Raw genomic sequence first — 18,521 nt, 5'->3', positions numbered from 1 at the left:
GTAAGGATCCAATGACCTCCTCTTCTTCCCCTTCCCAGGACACCAAGCGCCTCGCGCACACCTATCCCGAAGGTCTTCGGGCCGATGCCCTGATGGAAGAGGACGTCGCCTGGAGCTCCGAGATCGACGGCGAGCGGGACGGCGACCAGTTCGACCGATCCGAGCGCGCGGCCCTGCGCCGTGTGGCGGGCCTCTCCACCGAGCTGGAGGACGTCACCGAGGTCGAGTACCGGCAGCTCCGCCTGGAGCGGGTCGTGCTCGTCGGGGTGTGGACCACGGGGACCGCGCAGGACGCGGACAACTCCCTCGCGGAGCTGGCCGCCCTCGCCGAGACCGCGGGCGCGCTCGTGCTCGACGGCGTGATCCAGCGCCGCGACAAGCCCGACGCGGCCACCTACATCGGCTCCGGCAAGGCCGCCGAGCTGCGAGACATCGTGATCGACACGGGCGCGGACACCGTCATCTGCGACGGTGAGCTGAGCCCCGGCCAGCTGATCCAGCTCGAGGACGTCGTCAAGGTCAAGGTCATCGACCGTACGGCCCTGATCCTCGACATCTTCGCCCAGCACGCCAAGTCCCGAGAGGGCAAGGCGCAGGTCGCCCTCGCCCAGATGCAGTACATGCTGCCGAGGCTGCGAGGCTGGGGTCAGTCGCTGTCCCGTCAGATGGGTGGCGGTCGCGGTGGCCTCGCCACCCGTGGCCCCGGTGAGACCAAGATCGAGACGGACCGGCGGCGGATCCGCGAGAAGATGGCGAAGATGCGCCGGGAGATCGCGGACATGAAGACCGGCCGCGAGATCAAGCGCCAGGAGCGCCGGCGCAACAAGGTGCCGTCCGTCGCCATCGCGGGCTACACCAACGCCGGAAAGTCCTCCCTGCTCAACCGCCTCACGGGCGCCGGTGTCCTGGTCGAGAACGCACTGTTCGCGACCCTGGACCCGACCGTCCGCCGGTCCGAGACCCCGAGCGGCCGCCTGTACACCCTGGCCGACACGGTCGGCTTCGTCCGGCACCTGCCGCACCACCTGGTCGAGGCGTTCCGCTCCACCATGGAGGAGGTCGGCGACTCCGACCTGATCCTGCACGTGGTGGACGGCTCGCACCCGGTACCGGAGGAGCAGCTCGCCGCCGTGCGCGAGGTGATCCGGGACGTCGGCGCCATCGACGTGCCCGAGATCGTCGTGATCAACAAGGCGGACGCGGCGGACCCGCTCGTCCTCCAGCGGCTGCTGCGGGTCGAGAAGCGCTCCATCGCGGTGTCGGCCCGTACCGGCCAGGGCATCGAGGAGCTGCGCGCCCTGATCGACAACGAGCTGCCCCGGCCCTCGGTCGAGATCGAGGCGCTCGTGCCGTACACGCACGGCAAGCTCGTCGCCCGCGCCCACGACGAGGGCGAGGTGCTCTCCGAGGAGCACACCGCGGAGGGCACCCTGATCAAGGTCCGGGTGCACGAGGAACTGGCGGCGGACCTGGCGCCGTACACGCCGGCTTCCGCGGTCTGAGACCTCGCAGCCCTACGGCAACGGCCCCACGACGACGGCGAAGGCCCGCCACCCGCTCGACGGGTGGCGGGCCTTCGCCGTGCGTGCGGCTACCGGCCGCCGTACGTCCTGCTCATGTTCTGGTACAGCGCCTCGGCCTCCTTGCCCAGCTGCGGGCCGGCCAGCCAGGTGTTGGTGACCGGGCCGATCGAGGTGTTCGACACCAGCGCGGTCTTCCCGTTCACCACCCGGAACCAGCCGCCGCCGGAGGAACCGCCGGTCATCGTGCAGCCGATCCGGTACATCGTCGGCAACGACGGGCTCAGCGAGAGCCGGCCGGGCCGGTCGAGGCACTTGAACATCCTCAGCCCGTTGTACGGCGGCGCGGCCGGGTAGCCCCAGGCGCCCATGCTCGCCACCTCCGTCGCGGAGGGCGCCGAGAAGTCGACGTCGAGGGCGGCCCCGACCGTCTCCTCCAGCGACTTCGCGCCGGACTCCGGCTTCACGTGCAGCACCGAGTAGTCGTACGCCGCGCCCGCACCGCCGCTCTCCGAGCCGCCCCGGATCCACTCGTTGGAGGTCGAGGCCCAGTCCGCCCACCAGGTACCGTACGGGGCGACCTGCGAGGTCGTCGCGTTCGCCAGCTCGGACCCGGACTTGCCGAGGTCGTTGTACGACGGCACGAAGGCGATGTTGCGGTACCAACCGCCGTTCTTGCCTGCGTGCACACAGTGGCCCGCCGTCCAGACCAGGTTGGACTTCCCCGGGTGGTTGACGTCCTTGATCACCGTGCCGGAGCAGACCATCGAACCCTCGGGCGAGTCGAAGAAGACCTTGCCCACGGGGGCCGCGTTGCGGTGGTACGGCGTCTTCTCCGCGACGGCCTGGACCGGTCGCGGCTCCGGATCGCTGACGCCCTGGTCCGCCGCGGCGTCCTTGGTGACCGTCTTGTTGGCCTCCTTGGCGGACCGCATCCGCTCGGGCTTCCACAGGCCCTCGATCACCGGGTTGACGAAGTCCTTGGCCTCACTGAGCCACTTGTCCTTGTCCCAGTTCTTCCAGCCGCCGTCCTTCCACTTGTCGACATCGACGCCGTGCTCCTTGAGCCTGCTCGCGATGTCGGCCGGGATGCGGACCCTGCCGCCGTCGTCGGCGGCCCGGGAAGCGTCGGCGCCGGCCCTGCCGTCAGCCTTGTCGTTCTTGTCGTCACCGGAGCCGTTGCACGCCGTGGCGGTGAGCGCCAGTGCGGCCACGAGACCGGTCGCGGCGAGGACGGTACGACGCCGGCGCGGCGAGGACCTACGTGCGGAACGCATGCTGCGATTACCCCCGTTGAGCATTGATGACACCCCACTGTGCCCGTGGAGCCGAGGACGGACGGCGGCGAGACGGTGAAGGTTCCCGTGAGACGCCCGGCCGCCGCCCGTGCCCGGGCTGCGCCGGCCGCTACTGCCCGGCGAACTTCTTGCTGACCGAGCCGTACACGCCCTTGGCCACCTCACCCAGCCGGGGACCCGCCAGCCAGCCCGAGGACACCGGACCGATGGACGTGTTGGAGACCAGCGCCGGCTTGCCGTCCGCGCCCGTCTCCACCCAGCCGCCGCCCGAGGAACCACCGGTCATCGTGCAACCGATCCGGTACATCGTCGGGTCAGACTTCTGGATCGACAGCCGTCCCGGCTTGTCCTGGCACTGGTACAGCGACTGACCGTCGTACGGAGCCGCCGCCGGGTAACCGGAAGCCGTGATGCTGCGCACCTGCGGCACGGCCGGTGCGTTGAAGTTCACCGGGAGCGCGCCACCGACCGTCTCCTCCAGCGACTTGCCGGCGTTGCCCTGCTCCGGTGTCACATGGATGACCGCGAAGTCGTACGACGCCCCGTTGCCGCCGGTCTCCCCGCCCTGGTCGATCCACTGCTGGGAGGTCTTCGCGGCATCGGCCCACCAGACTCCGTACGGTGCGACCTCGTCCCTGGTGGCGTTCTGCAGCTCGTCGGCCGACTTGCCCGCATTGTTGTACGACGGCACGAAGGCGATGTTGCGGTACCAGCCGCCGCTCTTGCCGGCGTGCACGCAGTGGCCCGCCGTCCAGATGAGGTTGGACTTGCCCGGGTGCGCCGGGTCCTCCACGACCGTCGCCGAGCAGACCATGGTGCCCTCGGGGGAGTCGAAGAACACCTTGCCCGAGGTGGCCGCGTTCGCGTGGTACGGCGGCCGGACCGCCTGCGCCCTCACCGGCGCCGGCGTCGGGTCGGTCACCCCCTGGTCACCGGAGATGTCGTTGTCGTCGACACCCTTGTCCGGGTCGTTGGCGTCCCGCATCCGGTCCGGGTCCCACAGGCCCTTGATGATCGGGTTGATGAAGTCGTTGGCCTCGCGCAGCCAGTCGTCCCTGTCCCAGTTCTTCCAGGCGCCGTGCTTCCACTTGTCGAGGTCGATCCCGTGCTCTTTGAGCCTCTGCTTGATGTCGTCAGGGATCTTTATCTTGCCGTCGCCGGTACCGGCGGCGGTCGCGGTGGCCGTCGGCTCGCCGTCGGCGTGGTCGTCACCGTCCCCGTTGCAGGCGGTGGCGGTCAGCGCCAGCGCCGAAACGAGGGCGACCGTCGCCAGCACGGGGGAGGTTCGGCGGGACGCGCCCCTCCCTCGGCGAACGGTGAACGACGGCCGTATGGATCGCATGGTCTTGACTCCCCCTGCTTGAAAGGAACTCGGCGCTCGGGTCCCACACCGGCCATGAACTCATGGGGAGTTCATGACGGCCTCACGGCCCTCTGGGAACGGGACCACACACTATGCGGTCGCTGTGGGGGACTTCCGACGGAAGCGCAACAGTTCCGTCACGGCAAGGATCTTGAGGCAACCCGTAACCCGCAGGCCGGTCCGCGGTTGGTAGCGGTGGGGGGACTGCTGCCTGTGCCCGGTCCCCGTGGATCAACTCGCCTCTGGACAGCGGGGAGGACAGCGAGCCGTGGCCGTGACCGAGTCGGTGGCTGGAGGTGCGTACGGGGGAGCGCGCGCCGTGCACGAGGGGATCCTGCGGCGCCAGTCGGCGCGCGAATCCGCGGCGCGCACCTACGCACGGGCCCTGCCCATCGTGCCCGTGCGGGCACGGGGTCTGACCATCGAGGGCGCCGACGGCCGCCGCTATCTGGACTGCCTCTCCGGCGCCGGAACCCTCGCCCTCGGTCACAACCACCCGGTCGTGCTGGAGGCCATCCGGCGCGTCCTCGACTCCGGCGCCCCGCTCTCCGTCCTCGACCTGGCGACCCCCGTCAAGGACGCCTTCATCACCGAGCTGTTCCGCACTCTGCCGCCGGGGCTCGCCGACCGCGCCCGCGTCCAGTTCTGCGGACCGGCCGGCACCGATGCGGTCGAGGCCGCCTTCAAACTGGTCAGCGCCGCGACCGGGCGCTCCGGCCTGCTCGCCTTCACCGGCGCCTACCACGGTATGACGGCCGCGGCCCTGGCCGCCTCCGGCGGCGCCGGTGACGTACGGGTCGCCCGCCTGCCCTACCCGCAGGACTACCGCTGTCCCTTCGGCGTCGGCGGCCCGCGCGGCGCCGGCCTCGCCGCCCGCTGGACCGAGTCCCTGCTCGACGACCCGAAGTCCGGCGTGCCGCTGCCCGCCGGGATGATCCTCGAACCCGTCCAGGGCGAGGGCGGAGTGATCCCGGCACCGGACGACTGGCTGCGCCGCATGCGGCAGATCACGGCCGACCGGTCCGTTCCGCTGATCGCCGACGAGATCCAGACCGGCGTCGGCCGGACCGGCGCTTTCTGGGGCGTCGGGCACAGCGGAGTCACGCCCGACGTCATGGTCCTGTCCAAGGCCATCGGCGGCAGCCTCCCGCTGGCCGTGGTCGTCTACCGCGACGACCTCGACGTCTGGCAACCCGGCGCCCACGCGGGCACCTTCCGCGGCAACCAGCTCGCCATGGCCGCGGGCACCGCCACCCTGGCCCACGTCCGCGAGAACGGCCTCGCCGAGCGGGCGGCCGCTCTCGGCTCCCGGATGCTGTCCCAACTGCGGCAGCTGCAGGCTCAGTTCCCCTGTGTGGGCGACGTACGCGGACGCGGCCTGATGATCGGGGTCGAACTGGTGGACCCGGAGGCCGAGGGGACCGGGCCGGGGGAATCCCCCGCCATCGGCGAGCCCCGCGTCGCGACGAACGGGGCGGAACCCACGCGCACCGCTCCGCCCGCCGACCCCGACCTCGCCGCCGCCGTCCAACGCGAATGCCTCCACCGCGGCCTCATCGTGGAACTCGGCGGCCGCCACGCCGGTGTCGTACGGCTCCTTCCTCCGCTCACCATCAGCGACGAGCAGGCGGCGGCCGTGCTGGACCGCCTGTCCGACGCGGTGGCAGCGGCGGCCCAGCAGCAGCAGGACCACGGCCGCCGACAGCGACAGCACGACGGCCCTGACCGGCGCACCGGCTAGCGGTCGCACGCAGGCGGCCCGGCCGCCGAAGCCGGAGCACGCACCCCGGTCCGCACCGCGCCGGAAGGGACGGTCGTGCCGCCCTCCCGACGACGGCACGACGACCGAGCGGACGACCGCACGAGAACGACCCCGCAAGACATGAGCCCAGCCCCGAGGAACCGTCATGAACGCCACCCCCGCACCCGACGGCCGTTCCGGAAGTCCCGACGAACAGGGAGACTCCGGCGCCCAGCCCTCTCCCGTGCCGCTCGCCGAGTCGGTTCCCCAGCAGAAGAGACGGACCCCGAACGCCGTACGGCCAGGAGCCCCCGGCACCGACCCGCTGGACGATCCCGATCCCCACATCGCCGCCCAGTCGGCCGCCGTGGAGAACCTCCTGCGCTGCTGGGTCCGGGAGACGAACCTCGCCACCCCCACCGCCGGCACCCTGCGCATCCCGCTGCCCGGCAGTGGCACCGCCCTGATCGCACCGGTCCACCACTGGTCCCCGACGGGCTGGCACCGCTTCGGGCCGCCCCGCCTCGCCGACGCACCCGAAGCGGCCCCACCCGTCGACGCGGTCACCCTCGCGGCACTGCTCGCCCGGGAGACACCCGGCGGCGCCGACGGCACCGGCAACGCCCCGAAACCCGCCTCCGCCCACGACGGCGCCGACCTCGTCGCCAGAGTGGCCGACTCCCAGCGCCGCACCGCGACCTTCATCCGCGACCGGCGTGCACAGCCGGCCGACGGGCCCGACCTCTTCCTCGGCGCCGAGCAGGCCCTGCTCCTCGGACACCCCCTGCACCCGACCCCGAAGAGCCGGGAAGGCCTGACCGAGGCCGAGGCCCGGCTGTACTCACCCGAGATGCGCGGCTCCTTCCCCCTGCACTGGATGGCTGTCGCCCCCTCTCTCCTCGCGACCGACTCGGCCTGGACCGAGCGCGGCCGCCCCGTACCCGCCTCCCACCTCACCCGGCGACTCGCCGGAACCGCCCTGCCGCTGCCCGACGGATACGCCGCCCTGCCCCTGCACCCCTGGCAGGCCCGCGAGGCCCGGCACCGCGAGGCGATCGCCGCCCTGCTCGACTCCGGAGCACTCCGCGACCTGGGCCCCCTCGGCTCTCCCTGGCACCCCACCTCCTCCGTACGCACCGTCCACCGATCCGGCGCCCCCGCGATGCTCAAACTGTCGCTGGGACTGCGCATCACCAACTCCCGGCGCGAGAACCTGCGCAAGGAACTCCATCGCGGAGTCGAGGTGCACCGGCTGCTGCGCAGCGGCCTGTTCAAGCAGTGGCAGGCCGTACACCCCGGCTTCGACATCGTGCGCGACCCGGCCTGGCTCGCCGTCGACGCCCCGGACGGACGGCCCGTGCCCGGCCTCGACGTCGTGATCAGGCACAACCCGTTCACCCCGGCCGACGACGTCAGCTGCGTCGCCGGCCTCGTCTCGCCCCGGCCCCTCGCCGAACCCGGGCCCCACGCCTCGCCGACGCAGGGCACGTGGCCCCACGGGTCCCGTCTCGCGCGACTCGTCGCACGGCTTGTCGCACACACCGGCAGGCCCGTCGGAGCCGTCGCCACGGAGTGGTTCCTGCGCTACCTCGAGCAGGTCGTCCGGCCCGTGCTGTGGCTGGACAGCGAGGCCGGGATCGCCCTCGAGGCCCACCAGCAGAACACCCTGCTCCTGCTCGACCAGCACGGCTGGCCCGTCGGCGGCCGCTACCGCGACAACCAGGGCTACTACTTCCGCGAGTCCCACCGTGCCGAACTCGACGCACGGCTGCCCGGCATCGGAGAGTTCAGCGACACGTTCGTCTCCGACGAGGTCACCGATGAACGCTTCGTGTACTACCTCGCCATCAACAACGTGCTCGGCCTGATCGGCGCCTTCGGCTCCCAGCACCTCGCCGACGAGCGGCTCCTCCTCGCCGCGTTCCGCCGTTTCCTCACCGACGTTGCCTCGGGACCCGTCCCACTGCGCACCCCGATGCCCGGCCTCCTGCTCGACTCACCCGTCCTGCGCTGCAAGGCCAACCTGCTGACCCGGCTGCACGGCCTCGACGAACTCGTCGGCCCGGTCGACACCCAGTCCGTCTACGTCACCATCGCCAACCCCCTTCACTCCTGAACGCACCGCACCGTCTTCCTTCGTCCACGAGGGCCATGACCCCCTTCGTCTCCTGAGAGGAGCGCACCGTGCCTCCCACCGACGCGAGCGCCGGCACCGGCCCCGTCCCCCTTCACCCGGGCCGCCCCCGCCCCGAGGGCACCGGTGGCATGGGGGACACCGGAGACCTCGGGGACGGCGCAGGCACCGCGTCCTTCGGGGACGGCGAGGACACGCTGGACCTGCGCCTGCCCGACGAGTTCGTCGCCCTCTTCGCCACCGGCAGGCTCGGCCGGGACAGGGAACGCCTCGCCGGGATCACGGAGGACCTGCTCGACCACGTCGTCACCTGGGGGCCGATCGTCACCCCCGTGGGCCGTTTCGAGCTGGTCCCGGTACGCGTCGAGCACGACCTGGCGCTCGTCCATCGCTGGATGGACGACCCCGCCGTCGCCGCGTTCTGGGAGCTGGCCGGGTCCCAGAACGCGACGGAGAGCCACCTGCGCGCCCAACTCGACGGCGACGGACGCAGCGTGCCCTGTCTGGGTGTGCTGGACGGCACCCCCATGAGCTACTGGGAGATCTACCGGGCCGACCTGGATCCGCTGGCCCGCCACTACCCGGCCCGTCCGCACGACACCGGGATCCACCTCCTCGTCGGTGATGCCGCCGACCGAGGGCGGGGGCTCGGATCCGCACTACTCAGAGCCGTAGCCGATCTCGTCCTTGATCGTCGCCCCGCCTGTGCCCGTGTCGTCGCGGAGCCCGATCTTCGCAACACCCCCTCCGTGGCCGCCTTCCTGAGCGCCGGCTTCCGGTTCGCGGCAGAGGTCGACCTGCCCGCCAAGCGGGCCGCCCTCATGGTCCGGGACCGGGTCCTGCGCGGTCTGATGTAGCGCTGCGTGATCGGGCACTCGCATGTTGTACGTTCGGCGGCCCGGTCCGGTTCCCGGTCCGCTCGGAAAGATCGAGGCGCGCCCAGAAACCGGCCACGGCCCTGCTCCGCCCCGCCTCCACCGGGTCGGTCGCCCCCGCCCCCCGTCCCAGGTCCCAGGAGCCCCCGCAGTGATCCCACCCCTCGTCCCCGCCTTGATCGCCCGTTTGTCAGTGCCGGGCCGTAGGGTGGTCGGGCTATGACGAAGCCCTCACTCCCCGAACTCCTGCATGCCGCTGTCGCAGCCGTCGGCGGCACGGAGCGCCCCGGCCAGGTGACCATGGCCGAAGCGGTCGCCGACGCGATCGACGACGGATCCCACCTGCTGGTCCAGGCAGGCACCGGCACCGGAAAGTCGCTGGGCTATCTCGTGCCCGCGCTCGCGCACGGGGAGCGTGTGGTCGTCGCGACGGCCACGCTCGCACTGCAACGCCAGCTCGTGGAGCGGGACCTGCCGCGCACCGTCGACGCCCTGCACCCGCTGCTGCGCCGTCGCCCGGAGTTCGCCATGCTCAAGGGCAGGTCGAACTACCTGTGTCTGCACCGCCTGCACGAGGGCATGCCGCAGGACGAGGAGGACGGGCTCTTCGACCAGTTCGAGGCAGCCGCGCCCACGAGCAAGCTGGGCCAGGATCTGCTGCGCCTGCGGGACTGGGCCGACGAGACCGAGACCGGTGACCGCGACGGCCTCACGCCGGGTGTCTCCGACCGCGCCTGGGCCCAGGTGTCGGTGTCCTCGCGGGAGTGCCTGGGGGCCTCGAAGTGCGCCTACGGCGCCGAGTGCTTCGCGGAGATGGCCCGCGAGCGGGCCAAGCTCGCCGAGGTCGTCGTCACGAACCACGCACTGCTCGCCATCGACGCCATCGAGGGCGCCCCGGTGCTGCCGCAGCACGAGGTGCTGATCGTGGACGAGGCGCACGAACTCGTCTCCCGCGTCACCGGTGTCGCCACCGGCGAACTCACGCCCGGCCAGGTCAACCGTGCCGTGCGCCGTGCCGCCAAGCTCGTCAACGAGAAGGCCGCCGACCAGCTCCAGACCGCCGCCGAGGGCTTCGAGCGAGTGATGGAGCTGGCGCTGCCGGGCCGCCTGGAGGAGATCCCGGAAGACCTCGGCTACGCCCTGGCGGCGCTGCGGGACGCCGCTCGTACGGTCATCACCGCGATCGGCTCGACCCGTGACAAGTCCGTGCAGGACGAGGACGCGGTCCGCAAGCAGGCACTGGCCTCGGTGGAATCCGTGCACGACGTGGCCGAGCGGGTCGTGAACGGCTCGGAGTGGGACGTCGTCTGGTACGAGCGCCACGACCGCTTCGGGGCCTCCCTGTGTGTCGCCCCCATGTCGGTCTCCGGGCTGCTCAGAGAGAAGCTCTTCGCGGACCGCAGCGTCGTCCTCACCTCCGCGACCCTCAAGCTGGGCGGTGATTTCAACGGTGTCGGAGCCTCGCTCGGGCTGGGGCCCGAGGGAGCGGAGGGCGAGGACCTGCCGCAGTGGAAGGGCGTCGACGTCGGCTCGCCCTTCGACTACCGCAAGCAGGGCATCCTGTACGTCGCCAAGCACCTCGCGCGCCCCGCTCGGGACGGCGAGCGCACCGACATGCTCGACGAGCTGACGGAGCTGATCCAGGCGGCGGGCGGCCGCACCCTGGGACTGTTCTCCTCCGTGCGGGCCGCCCAGCTCGCCGCCGAGGAGCTGCGCTCGCGGATCCCGGAGTTCCCGATCCTGCTCCAGGGCGAGGAGACCCTCGGTGAGCTGATCAAGAACTTCGCGGCCGACCCCCGGACCTGCCTCTTCGGCACGCTGTCCCTGTGGCAGGGCGTCGACGTCCCGGGTCCCAGCTGCCAGCTGGTCGTCATGGACAAGATCCCGTTCCCGCGCCCCGACGACCCGCTGATGAGTGCCCGCCAGAAGGCGGTGGAGGACGCCGGGGGCAACGGCTTCATGGCGGTGGCCGCGACCCACGCGGCCCTGCTGATGGCCCAGGGTGCCGGCCGTCTGGTGCGGGCCTCCGGCGACCGCGGTGTGGTCGCCGTACTGGACCAGCGGCTCGCGACCGCGCGGTACGGCGGGTACCTCAAGGCGTCGCTGCCCGACTTCTGGTACACCACGGACCGCAACCAGGTGCGCAGGTCGCTCGCGTCGATCGACGCCGCGGCGAAGGACACGGAGGCCCGCTGAGACCGGTCCCACCGGGGCAGACGCCACAGCTCCGGTGGGACGGACGGGCACGGTCGGGCCGGCGCCGAACGCACAGGGCCCCGGAACCGGCGCAGGGGTCCCGGGGCCCGGTCAGGGAGGAGGGCCGCTCGGCCCACCAGCCGCAGCCGTCACACGCGCCGCAGCACTGCGACGACCTTCCCCAGGATGGTCGCGTCGTCGCCCGGGATCGGCTCGTAGGCCGAGTTGTGCGGGAGGAGCCAGACATGGCCGTCCTCGCGCTTGAAGCGCTTGACGGTGGCCTCGCCGTCGAGCATCGCCGCCACGATGTCGCCGTTCTCGGCGACCGGCTGGCGCCGGACCGTGACCCAGTCGCCGTCACAGATCGCGGCCTCGATCATGGAGTCACCGACGACCTTCAGAACGAACAGTTCGCCGTCACCGACGAGCTGCCGGGGGAGCGGGAAGACGTCCTCGACGGACTCCTCCGCGAGGATCGGGCCACCGGCGGCGATACGGCCGACCAGCGGGACGTAGGACGCGGCAGGCTTGCCGGCGGTGTCCGTGGGCTGCACCGTCACGGCCTGGTCGGATCCGCGCACCTCGTACGCGCGTGGGCGGTGCGGGTCACGGCGCAGGAAGCCCTTGCGCTCCAGCGCCATCAGCTGGTGCGCGACCGAGGACGTGCTGGAGAGTCCGACGGCCTGGCCGATCTCGCGCATCGACGGCGGGTAGCCGCGCCGCTGCACGGAGTCCCTGATGACCTCGATCACCCGCCGCTGCCGGTCGGTGAGTCCCGAGCTGTCCGCCCGGATGCCTGGAGGTCGGCCAGGCAGGGAACGCTTGTGCCCCTCGGGATTCGTGGCTTCGTTCATCGCATGTACCGGCTCGACTCGGCCCTGGGAGCGGTCCTGGGCAGTGATGGTGGCACTGTCTGCGGTGGTGGTCACGTCGGCCCCTCTCGATGGTCTCCCTGCTGCACAACGGTAGTTGCTTTCGAAAGGTTGCGCCAAACACACGTTCGAGTGAAAAAGTGCGATTCACCTGACGTGGTCATGTGTCCGGGTGTATGGCTAACGCGACCCCTGGCGGGCAAAAGCGCCCATTGTTGTACTCTTCACCGCCGGGGTGGATCACCTCGTGGGTTGCTTCCCCAGTCTGCCATCCGGAACCCCGTCAATCGGGATGCGGGTCCCTTCTGTGCCGGAGTCCTACGCGTCCTCCGTGCGGCGCCCACGGTATCTCCGCAAGTGCCTCGGCGGTACGTCCTCGCGCGCGTGTTTCCACAGGTGGTGGCGCGATCGGGTCGTGCGGACGTCCGCGCGTGCGACACGCGAGAGCTGTCGATGTATCAGCCAATCCCCACATCTAGTGGTTGGATTGCTGCAGCAGCCCACAAGTTGTGGTCCCCCCGGTTCGAGACGGCTTCGCGATCGCCTATGCTTGGGGCTGCTTCGAGGGGCCCCTGAGGCCTCTGGGGGCCGTTCAGTCTGCTGTGAGGAGGGTTGGAGATCATGCACTGCCCCTTCTGCAGGCACCCCGACAGCCGTGTGGTCGACAGTCGTACGACCGACGACGGCACGTCGATCCGCAGGCGCCGCCAGTGCCCCGACTGCTCCCGTCGATTCACGACCGTGGAGACGTGCTCGCTGATGGTGGTGAAGCGGGCCGGAGTCACCGAGCCTTTCAGCCGTACCAAGGTCATCAACGGCGTGCGCAAGGCATGTCAGGGACGGCCTGTCACCGAGGACGCACTCGCCCAGCTCGGCCAGCGGGTCGAGGAGGCGGTGCGGGCCACCGGAAGCGCCGAGCTGACCACCCACGACGTGGGGCTGGCCATACTCGGCCCGTTGCAGGAGCTCGACCTCGTCGCCTACCTGCGATTCGCCTCCGTCTACCGGGCGTTCGACTCGCTCGAGGACTTCGAGGCCGCCATCGCGGAGCTGAGGGAGCCGACGCGAGGCCCCGCAGTGGACGACGAGGACGCGGGAGCGGGGAGCCAGGAAGACGATCGCGGGCCCGGAGGGACCACTCAGGTCCCCGTGCCCGCCCACGCCGCCGACTGACCGGCGGGCCGGAAACCGGACGGAGACCCGGGTTCCGGCCGGAGGCGGCGACCAGGACCTGTTGCGGGCGGCAGCGTGAGGGTGCCCGCAACACACGACAGAACACCGTGTCACGGGAACATCGTGGCACTTCAGGGCGTTTTTGCCCGTACAGGGAGGCGGCATGACAGAGACGGCGAGCGGTCCGGCACGAGGTTCCCGAGCCAAGGGTGCCAAGGCCAGCAAGGGGCTGCGTATCGAGCGTATCCACACCACCCCCGGCGTACACCCGTACGACGAGGTCGCGTGGGAGCGCCGTGACGTCGTCATGACCAACTGGCGCGACGGCTCGGTCAACTTCGAGCAGCGTGGCGTCGAGTTCCCCGACTTCTGGTCGGTGAACGCGGTCAACATCGTCACCAGCAAGTACTTCCGCGGTGCCGTCGGCACCCCGCAGCGCGAGGTCAGCCTCAAGCAGCTGATCGACCGCATCGTGAAGACGTACCGGAAGGCAGGCGAGGACCACAAGTACTTCGCCTCGCCCGCCGACGCCGAGATCTTCGAGCACGAGCTGGCGTACGCCCTCCTGCACCAGATCTTCAGCTTCAACAGCCCCGTCTGGTTCAACGTCGGAACCCCGCAGCCCCAGCAGGTCTCGGCCTGCTTCATCCTGTCCGTCGACGACTCCATGGAGTCGATCCTCGACTGGTACAAGGAAGAGGGCATGATCTTCAAGGGTGGCTCCGGCGCCGGCCTGAACCTCTCCCGCATCCGCTCCTCCAAGGAGTTGCTCTCCTCCGGCGGCAACGCCTCCGGTCCGGTCTCCTTCATGCGCGGTGCCGACGCCTCCGCCGGCACCATCAAGTCCGGTGGTGCCACCCGCCGCGCCGCCAAGATGGTCGTGCTCGACGTCGACCACCCCGACATCGAGGACTTCATCCAGACGAAGGTCAGCGAGGAGGAGAAGATCCGCGTTCTGCGCGACGCGGGCTTCGACATGGACCTGGGCGGGGACGACATCACCTCCGTCCAGTACCAGAACGCCAACAACTCGGTCCGCGTGAACGACGAGTTCATGAAGGCGGTCGAGAAGGGCGGCCAGTTCGGGCTGCGCGCCCGCATGACCGGTGAGGTCATCGAGGAGGTCGACGCCAAGGCGCTCTTCCGCAAGATCGCCGATGCCGCGTGGGCCTGCGCCGACCCGGGCATCCAGTACGACGACACCATCAACAACTGGCACACCTGCCCCGAGTCCGGCCGGATCACCGCGTCGAACCCGTGCAGCGAGTACATGCACCTGGACAACACGTCCTGCAACCTGGCCTCGCTGAACCTGATGAAGTTCCTCAAGGACAACGGCAAGGGCACCCAGTCCTTCGAGACCGAGCGCTTCCAGAAGGTCGTCGAGCTGGTCATCACCGCGATGGACATCTCGATCTGCTTCGCGGACTTCCCGACCCAGAAGATCGGCGAGAACACGCGCGCGTTCCGTCAGCTGGGCATCGGCTACGCCAACCTCGGCGCCCTGCTGATGGCCACCGGCCACGCGTACGACTCGGACGGCGGCCGCGCCCTGGCCGGCGCCATCACCTCCCTGATGACGGGTACGGCCTACCGCCGCTCCGCCGAGCTGGCCGCGGTCGTCGGCACGTACGACGGCTACGCCCGCAACGCCGACGCCCACAAGCGCGTCATGAAGCAGCACTCCGACGCCAACGGCACGGCCGTCCGCATGGACGACCTGGACACCCCGGTGTGGGCCGCCGCCACGGAGGCCTGGCAGGACGTGCTGCGCCTCGGTGAGCAGAACGGTTTCCGTAACTCCCAGGCGTCCGTCCTCGCCCCGACCGGCACCATCGGCCTGGCGATGTCCTGCGACACGACCGGTGTCGAGCCCGACCTCGCGCTGGTGAAGTTCAAGAAGCTGGTCGGCGGCGGCTCGATGCAGATCGTCAACGGCACCGTCCCGCAGGCCCTGCGCCGCCTGGGCTACCAGGAGGAGCAGATCGAGGCGATCGTCGCCCACATCGCCGAGAACGGCAACGTGATCGACGCCCCCGGTCTCAAGCACGAGCACTACGAGGTCTTCGACTGCGCCATGGGCGAGCGCGCCATCTCCCCGATGGGCCACGTCCGCATGATGGCCGCGATCCAGCCGTGGATCTCGGGCGCCATCTCCAAGACGGTCAACATGCCGGAGACGGCGACCGTCGAGGAGGTCGAGGAGATCTACTACGAGGCCTGGAAGCTCGGCGTCAAGGCGCTCGCGATCTACCGCGACAACTGCAAGGTCGGCCAGCCGCTCTCCGCCAAGAAGAAGGAGGAGGAGAAGGCCGAGATCACCGAGAAGGCCGAGGACACGATTCGTGCCGCGGTCGAGAAGGTGGTCGAGTACCGCCCGGTCCGCAAGCGTCTCCCGAAGGGCCGTCCCGGCATCACCACGTCCTTCACCGTCGGCGGCGCCGAGGGCTACATGACCGCCAACTCCTACCCGGACGACGGTCTCGGCGAGGTCTTCCTGAAGATGTCCAAGCAGGGCTCGACCCTCGCGGGCATGATGGACGCCTTCTCCATCGCGGTCTCCGTCGGCCTCCAGTACGGCGTGCCCCTGGAGACGTACGTCTCGAAGTTCACCAACATGCGCTTCGAGCCGGCCGGTATGACGGACGACCCGGACGTGCGGATGGCGCAGTCGATCGTCGACTACATCTTCCGCCGCCTGGCGCTGGACTTCCTGCCCTTCGAGACCCGTTCCGCCCTCGGCATCCACTCCGCCGAGGAGCGCCAGCGTCACCTGGAGACCGGCTCCTACGAGCAGTCCATCGACGATGACGACGTCGACGTCGAGGGTCTGGCCCAGTCGGCGCCGCGCGCCCAGGAGCTGAAGGCCGTCGCCGCCCCGAAGGCCGAGTCCGAGGTGGCCAAGCCCGCCCCGAAGCAGGCGCACACCAGCGCCGAACTGGTGGAGATGCAGCTGGGCATCCAGGCCGACGCCCCGCTGTGCTTCTCCTGCGGCACGAAGATGCAGCGGGCCGGTTCCTGCTACATCTGCGAGGGCTGCGGCTCGACCAGCGGCTGCAGCTGATGACACGCGGTTCCTGAAGTAAGGGGCGCCGGCCATTGCCGGCGCCCCTTACCCGTCCCCGGGGCGTCCGCGGAAGCGGCCCCGTGGCGCACGTGGTCGCCGTAGCCTCCGCTCATGACCATGACGCAGATCTACGACGCCGACATCCGTGACCTCCCGGAGGCGGACCGGACCGTGCTCCTCGACGCCCTGGCCGAGGACCTTCGCTCACCCGACCCCGTGGTGCGCGACGACGGCGCGTACCTCGCGGCCGTCCGCTGGATACCGGCGCTGCGCCCCGGCGAGCGCGACCGGCTCGGCGACCGCATGACCGTTCATCTCAGGGATCCTGCCGTGCAGGCCCGCAGCTTCGCGCCGCTCGTCCTCGCCCGGATCGTGGAGGCCGGCGACTGGCGGCAGCAGTGGTGGCAAGCCTTCGCCGAGTGGTACCCGGCGGAAACGGATCTGCGCGGCCATGACCCGGCCCTGGGCTGGGTACACGCCGTGGCCCATGGAGCGGACCTGCTGGCGGTGCTCGCCCGGCATCCCGGCCAGCCACCCCGGCCGCTCGCCGAGTTGGCCACGGCCCGGCTGCTGGCGCCCACCGATCACCTCTTCGACGCCCAGGAGGACGACCGCCTCGCCTACGCGCTCGCGCAGATCCTCGGTCACCCGGATGTCTCCGAGGCCGACTCGGTGGGTTGGCTGGCCCCGGTCGCGGCGGCCTTCCGGACCGGCCGGCCGGGTCCGGTGCCGGCCTGGGCCTCCAACGCCATGCGCACCCTGCGGATGCTCTACGTCCTCACCGACCGCGGACTGAGCAGGCGCAACACGGACGAGCCGCCGCGCTCGCCCACCCACCGCGAGGCCGTTCTGGAGGAACTGGCCCGAACCCTCGCGATCGTGGCCCCCTACACGGCCTGAGCGTCAGGACGGGTGCGCCCTGCCCATGACCTGGGTGAAGCCGGCCGGATCGTCGTCGAAGCCGTGGACACCGGCATGGAAGACCCAGCCGCCGGAGCCGTCCCGCGCGAACTCGGCGATCGTGGCCGCCGTCGCGCCGAGGACCGAACCGAATTCGTCCTCGGCGAGCACGGTGTAGCCCTCGCGGATGCGCATGGCCGGATTGAGCACATTGACGAACGTCTTGTGCGCGGGCCGCTGCTGGATGACGACACCGACCACCACGCGCGCGTAGCGGCCGTCGAGCCGGTCGAGTTCGAGCGTCATCACCTCGTCCCATCCGAAGCCCCTGCCGTCCGTGCTGTCCCGGTTGAGGAAGATCGTGCCGTCCGGAGAGCGGCTGTCGAAGTGCACCAGATAGGCCGGAGCCCCGTACGGGTCGCTGGACACGAAGGTCGCGGCGACGATGTCGAGATCGGTGGGTGGCTGACCCGCCGGACTGGGATCCCACTTGAGCGCGACCTCGACCTTGCGGATTCCCTTGCTGAAGCCAGTCACCGGGCTTCCCCTTCCCCCCTCGAAGATCCCTCTTCCCCAACTCCCCAGGAGCCGGGGCTCCTTGTTCATCGTGCCACGCGCGCGGGAGCGCATGCGCGGGTGATCTCCGCCGGAGCGTGACCGACGCCACGCCCGGTGGCCTTACGATGGCGCGGTGCTGGTCAAGTGGATTCGCTGCACCGTGGTGGACCGCCGCGGCTTCGAGCGGGGGCAGCGGAAATGGGCGGGGCTTCTGGGGGAGCCGGGATTTCGGGGACAGGGCGGAGGCTGGAGCCGGCACCGGCCCGGGGTGGCGCACATCTTCGCCTTCTGGGAAAGCCGTGCCTTCTACGACTCCTTCATGGCCCGCTCCCACGACCGTCTGGCGGCCGCCCAGTCCGGCACGTTCAAGGACGCCCAGGTCAAGCTGTTCGAGTACCGCTTCGACGTGAAGACCGGCTTCGAACCGAGGTTCACCGACACGGACCTGATCCGGGTGGCCCTCTGCCGGGTGCGCGAAGACCGCGTCGAGCACTTCACCCTCATGCAGGAGAAGGTCTGGAACCCCGCGATGGCCGGCTCGCCCGGCATGATCCGGGGCATGTTCGCGGAGGCACCCGAGCACGAGTTCCTGATCCTGTCCATGTGGCGGTCGGCCGCCGAGCACGGCAAGTACCGCACCGAGCGGGTCGAGCGCCTCGCCCTGCGCGCACAGACGGAGGCGGACATCGCGGCTCTCTCGGGTGACATCGTGGAGCTGGAGCCGTCCTGGACGGTCTGAGGACGGCACGGAGGGCACGGGCACCCGAGCGGGGACGGGCGCCCGTGTGGGTTGGAAAACCCAACGTTCTCTCGCGACCCTGAGA

The 18,521-nt window shown here is 70.6% G+C and carries 13 protein-coding genes; 9 read left to right on the top strand and 4 right to left on the bottom strand.

Annotation, left to right across the window (positions count from 1 at the left end):
- The first annotated feature begins 11 nt into the window (after positions 1-11).
- Positions 12-1,502 (top strand): GTPase HflX, encoded by a 1,491-nt coding sequence (hflX, locus tag AC07CM_RS15810; RefSeq protein WP_478876953.1) that lies wholly within the window; start codon positions 12-14, stop codon positions 1,500-1,502.
- Positions 1,503-1,591: 89 nt separating this feature from the next.
- Here the strand turns inward: hflX and AC07CM_RS15805 are convergent, their stop codons facing one another.
- Both AC07CM_RS15805 and AC07CM_RS15800 read right to left on the bottom strand, forming a co-directional pair.
- On the bottom strand, positions 1,592-2,797 hold the full coding sequence (locus AC07CM_RS15805) for a trypsin-like serine peptidase (RefSeq protein ID WP_478876952.1): 1,206 nt from the start codon (positions 2,795-2,797) through the stop codon (positions 1,592-1,594).
- Between the two features lie 130 nt (positions 2,798-2,927).
- Positions 2,928-4,160: a trypsin-like serine peptidase gene (locus tag AC07CM_RS15800; RefSeq protein WP_478876951.1), complete on the bottom strand. Its 1,233-nt coding sequence runs from the start codon at positions 4,158-4,160 to the stop codon at positions 2,928-2,930.
- 289 nt (positions 4,161-4,449) lie between these two features.
- Between AC07CM_RS15800 and AC07CM_RS15795 the strand changes: the two genes are divergently transcribed.
- The 4 genes from AC07CM_RS15795 (at position 4,450) to AC07CM_RS15780 (ending at position 11,127) form a co-directional block, all read left to right on the top strand.
- The gene (locus AC07CM_RS15795; RefSeq protein WP_478876950.1) at positions 4,450-5,922 is read left to right on the top strand and encodes a diaminobutyrate--2-oxoglutarate transaminase family protein; all 1,473 of its coding nucleotides are present in this window, start codon (positions 4,450-4,452) and stop codon (positions 5,920-5,922) included.
- Between the two features lie 166 nt (positions 5,923-6,088).
- Positions 6,089-8,038, top strand: coding sequence for an IucA/IucC family protein (locus tag AC07CM_RS15790; RefSeq protein ID WP_478876949.1), 1,950 nt, complete (start codon positions 6,089-6,091; stop codon positions 8,036-8,038).
- Between the two features lie 68 nt (positions 8,039-8,106).
- Positions 8,107-8,913, top strand: coding sequence for a GNAT family N-acetyltransferase (locus tag AC07CM_RS15785; protein ID WP_478876948.1), 807 nt, complete (start codon positions 8,107-8,109; stop codon positions 8,911-8,913).
- Positions 8,914-9,150: 237 nt separating this feature from the next.
- Positions 9,151-11,127: an ATP-dependent DNA helicase gene (locus AC07CM_RS15780; RefSeq protein ID WP_478876947.1), complete on the top strand. Its 1,977-nt coding sequence runs from the start codon at positions 9,151-9,153 to the stop codon at positions 11,125-11,127.
- Between the two features lie 149 nt (positions 11,128-11,276).
- On the opposite strand, the gene lexA is transcribed toward AC07CM_RS15780, so the two are convergent.
- Positions 11,277-12,056, bottom strand: a complete 780-nt coding sequence (gene lexA, locus AC07CM_RS15775) for a transcriptional repressor LexA (RefSeq protein ID WP_333772146.1) — start codon at positions 12,054-12,056, stop codon at positions 11,277-11,279.
- Between the two features lie 564 nt (positions 12,057-12,620).
- On the opposite strand from lexA, the gene nrdR reads away from it, so the two are divergent.
- The 3 genes from nrdR (at position 12,621) to AC07CM_RS15760 (ending at position 17,139) form a co-directional block, all read left to right on the top strand.
- The gene (nrdR, locus tag AC07CM_RS15770) at positions 12,621-13,172 is read left to right on the top strand and encodes a transcriptional regulator NrdR (RefSeq protein ID WP_478876946.1); all 552 of its coding nucleotides are present in this window, start codon (positions 12,621-12,623) and stop codon (positions 13,170-13,172) included.
- A gap of 163 nt (positions 13,173-13,335) precedes the next feature.
- The gene (locus tag AC07CM_RS15765; protein WP_478876945.1) at positions 13,336-16,236 is read left to right on the top strand and encodes a vitamin B12-dependent ribonucleotide reductase; all 2,901 of its coding nucleotides are present in this window, start codon (positions 13,336-13,338) and stop codon (positions 16,234-16,236) included.
- Positions 16,237-16,350: 114 nt separating this feature from the next.
- Positions 16,351-17,139: a DUF2785 domain-containing protein gene (locus tag AC07CM_RS15760; protein ID WP_478876944.1), complete on the top strand. Its 789-nt coding sequence runs from the start codon at positions 16,351-16,353 to the stop codon at positions 17,137-17,139.
- 3 nt (positions 17,140-17,142) lie between these two features.
- Here AC07CM_RS15760 and AC07CM_RS15755 read toward each other — a convergent pair whose 3' ends face one another.
- The gene (locus AC07CM_RS15755; RefSeq protein WP_478876943.1) at positions 17,143-17,676 is read right to left on the bottom strand and encodes a TerD family protein; all 534 of its coding nucleotides are present in this window, start codon (positions 17,674-17,676) and stop codon (positions 17,143-17,145) included.
- A gap of 154 nt (positions 17,677-17,830) precedes the next feature.
- Between AC07CM_RS15755 and AC07CM_RS15750 the strand changes: the two genes are divergently transcribed.
- Positions 17,831-18,436, top strand: coding sequence for a YdbC family protein (locus tag AC07CM_RS15750; protein ID WP_478876942.1), 606 nt, complete (start codon positions 17,831-17,833; stop codon positions 18,434-18,436).
- Positions 18,437-18,521: the final 85 nt, after the last annotated feature.

It is taken from the genome of Streptomyces sp. NPDC044061 (assembly GCF_056434305.1).
This window is presented reverse-complemented; position numbering and strand designations above follow the sequence as displayed.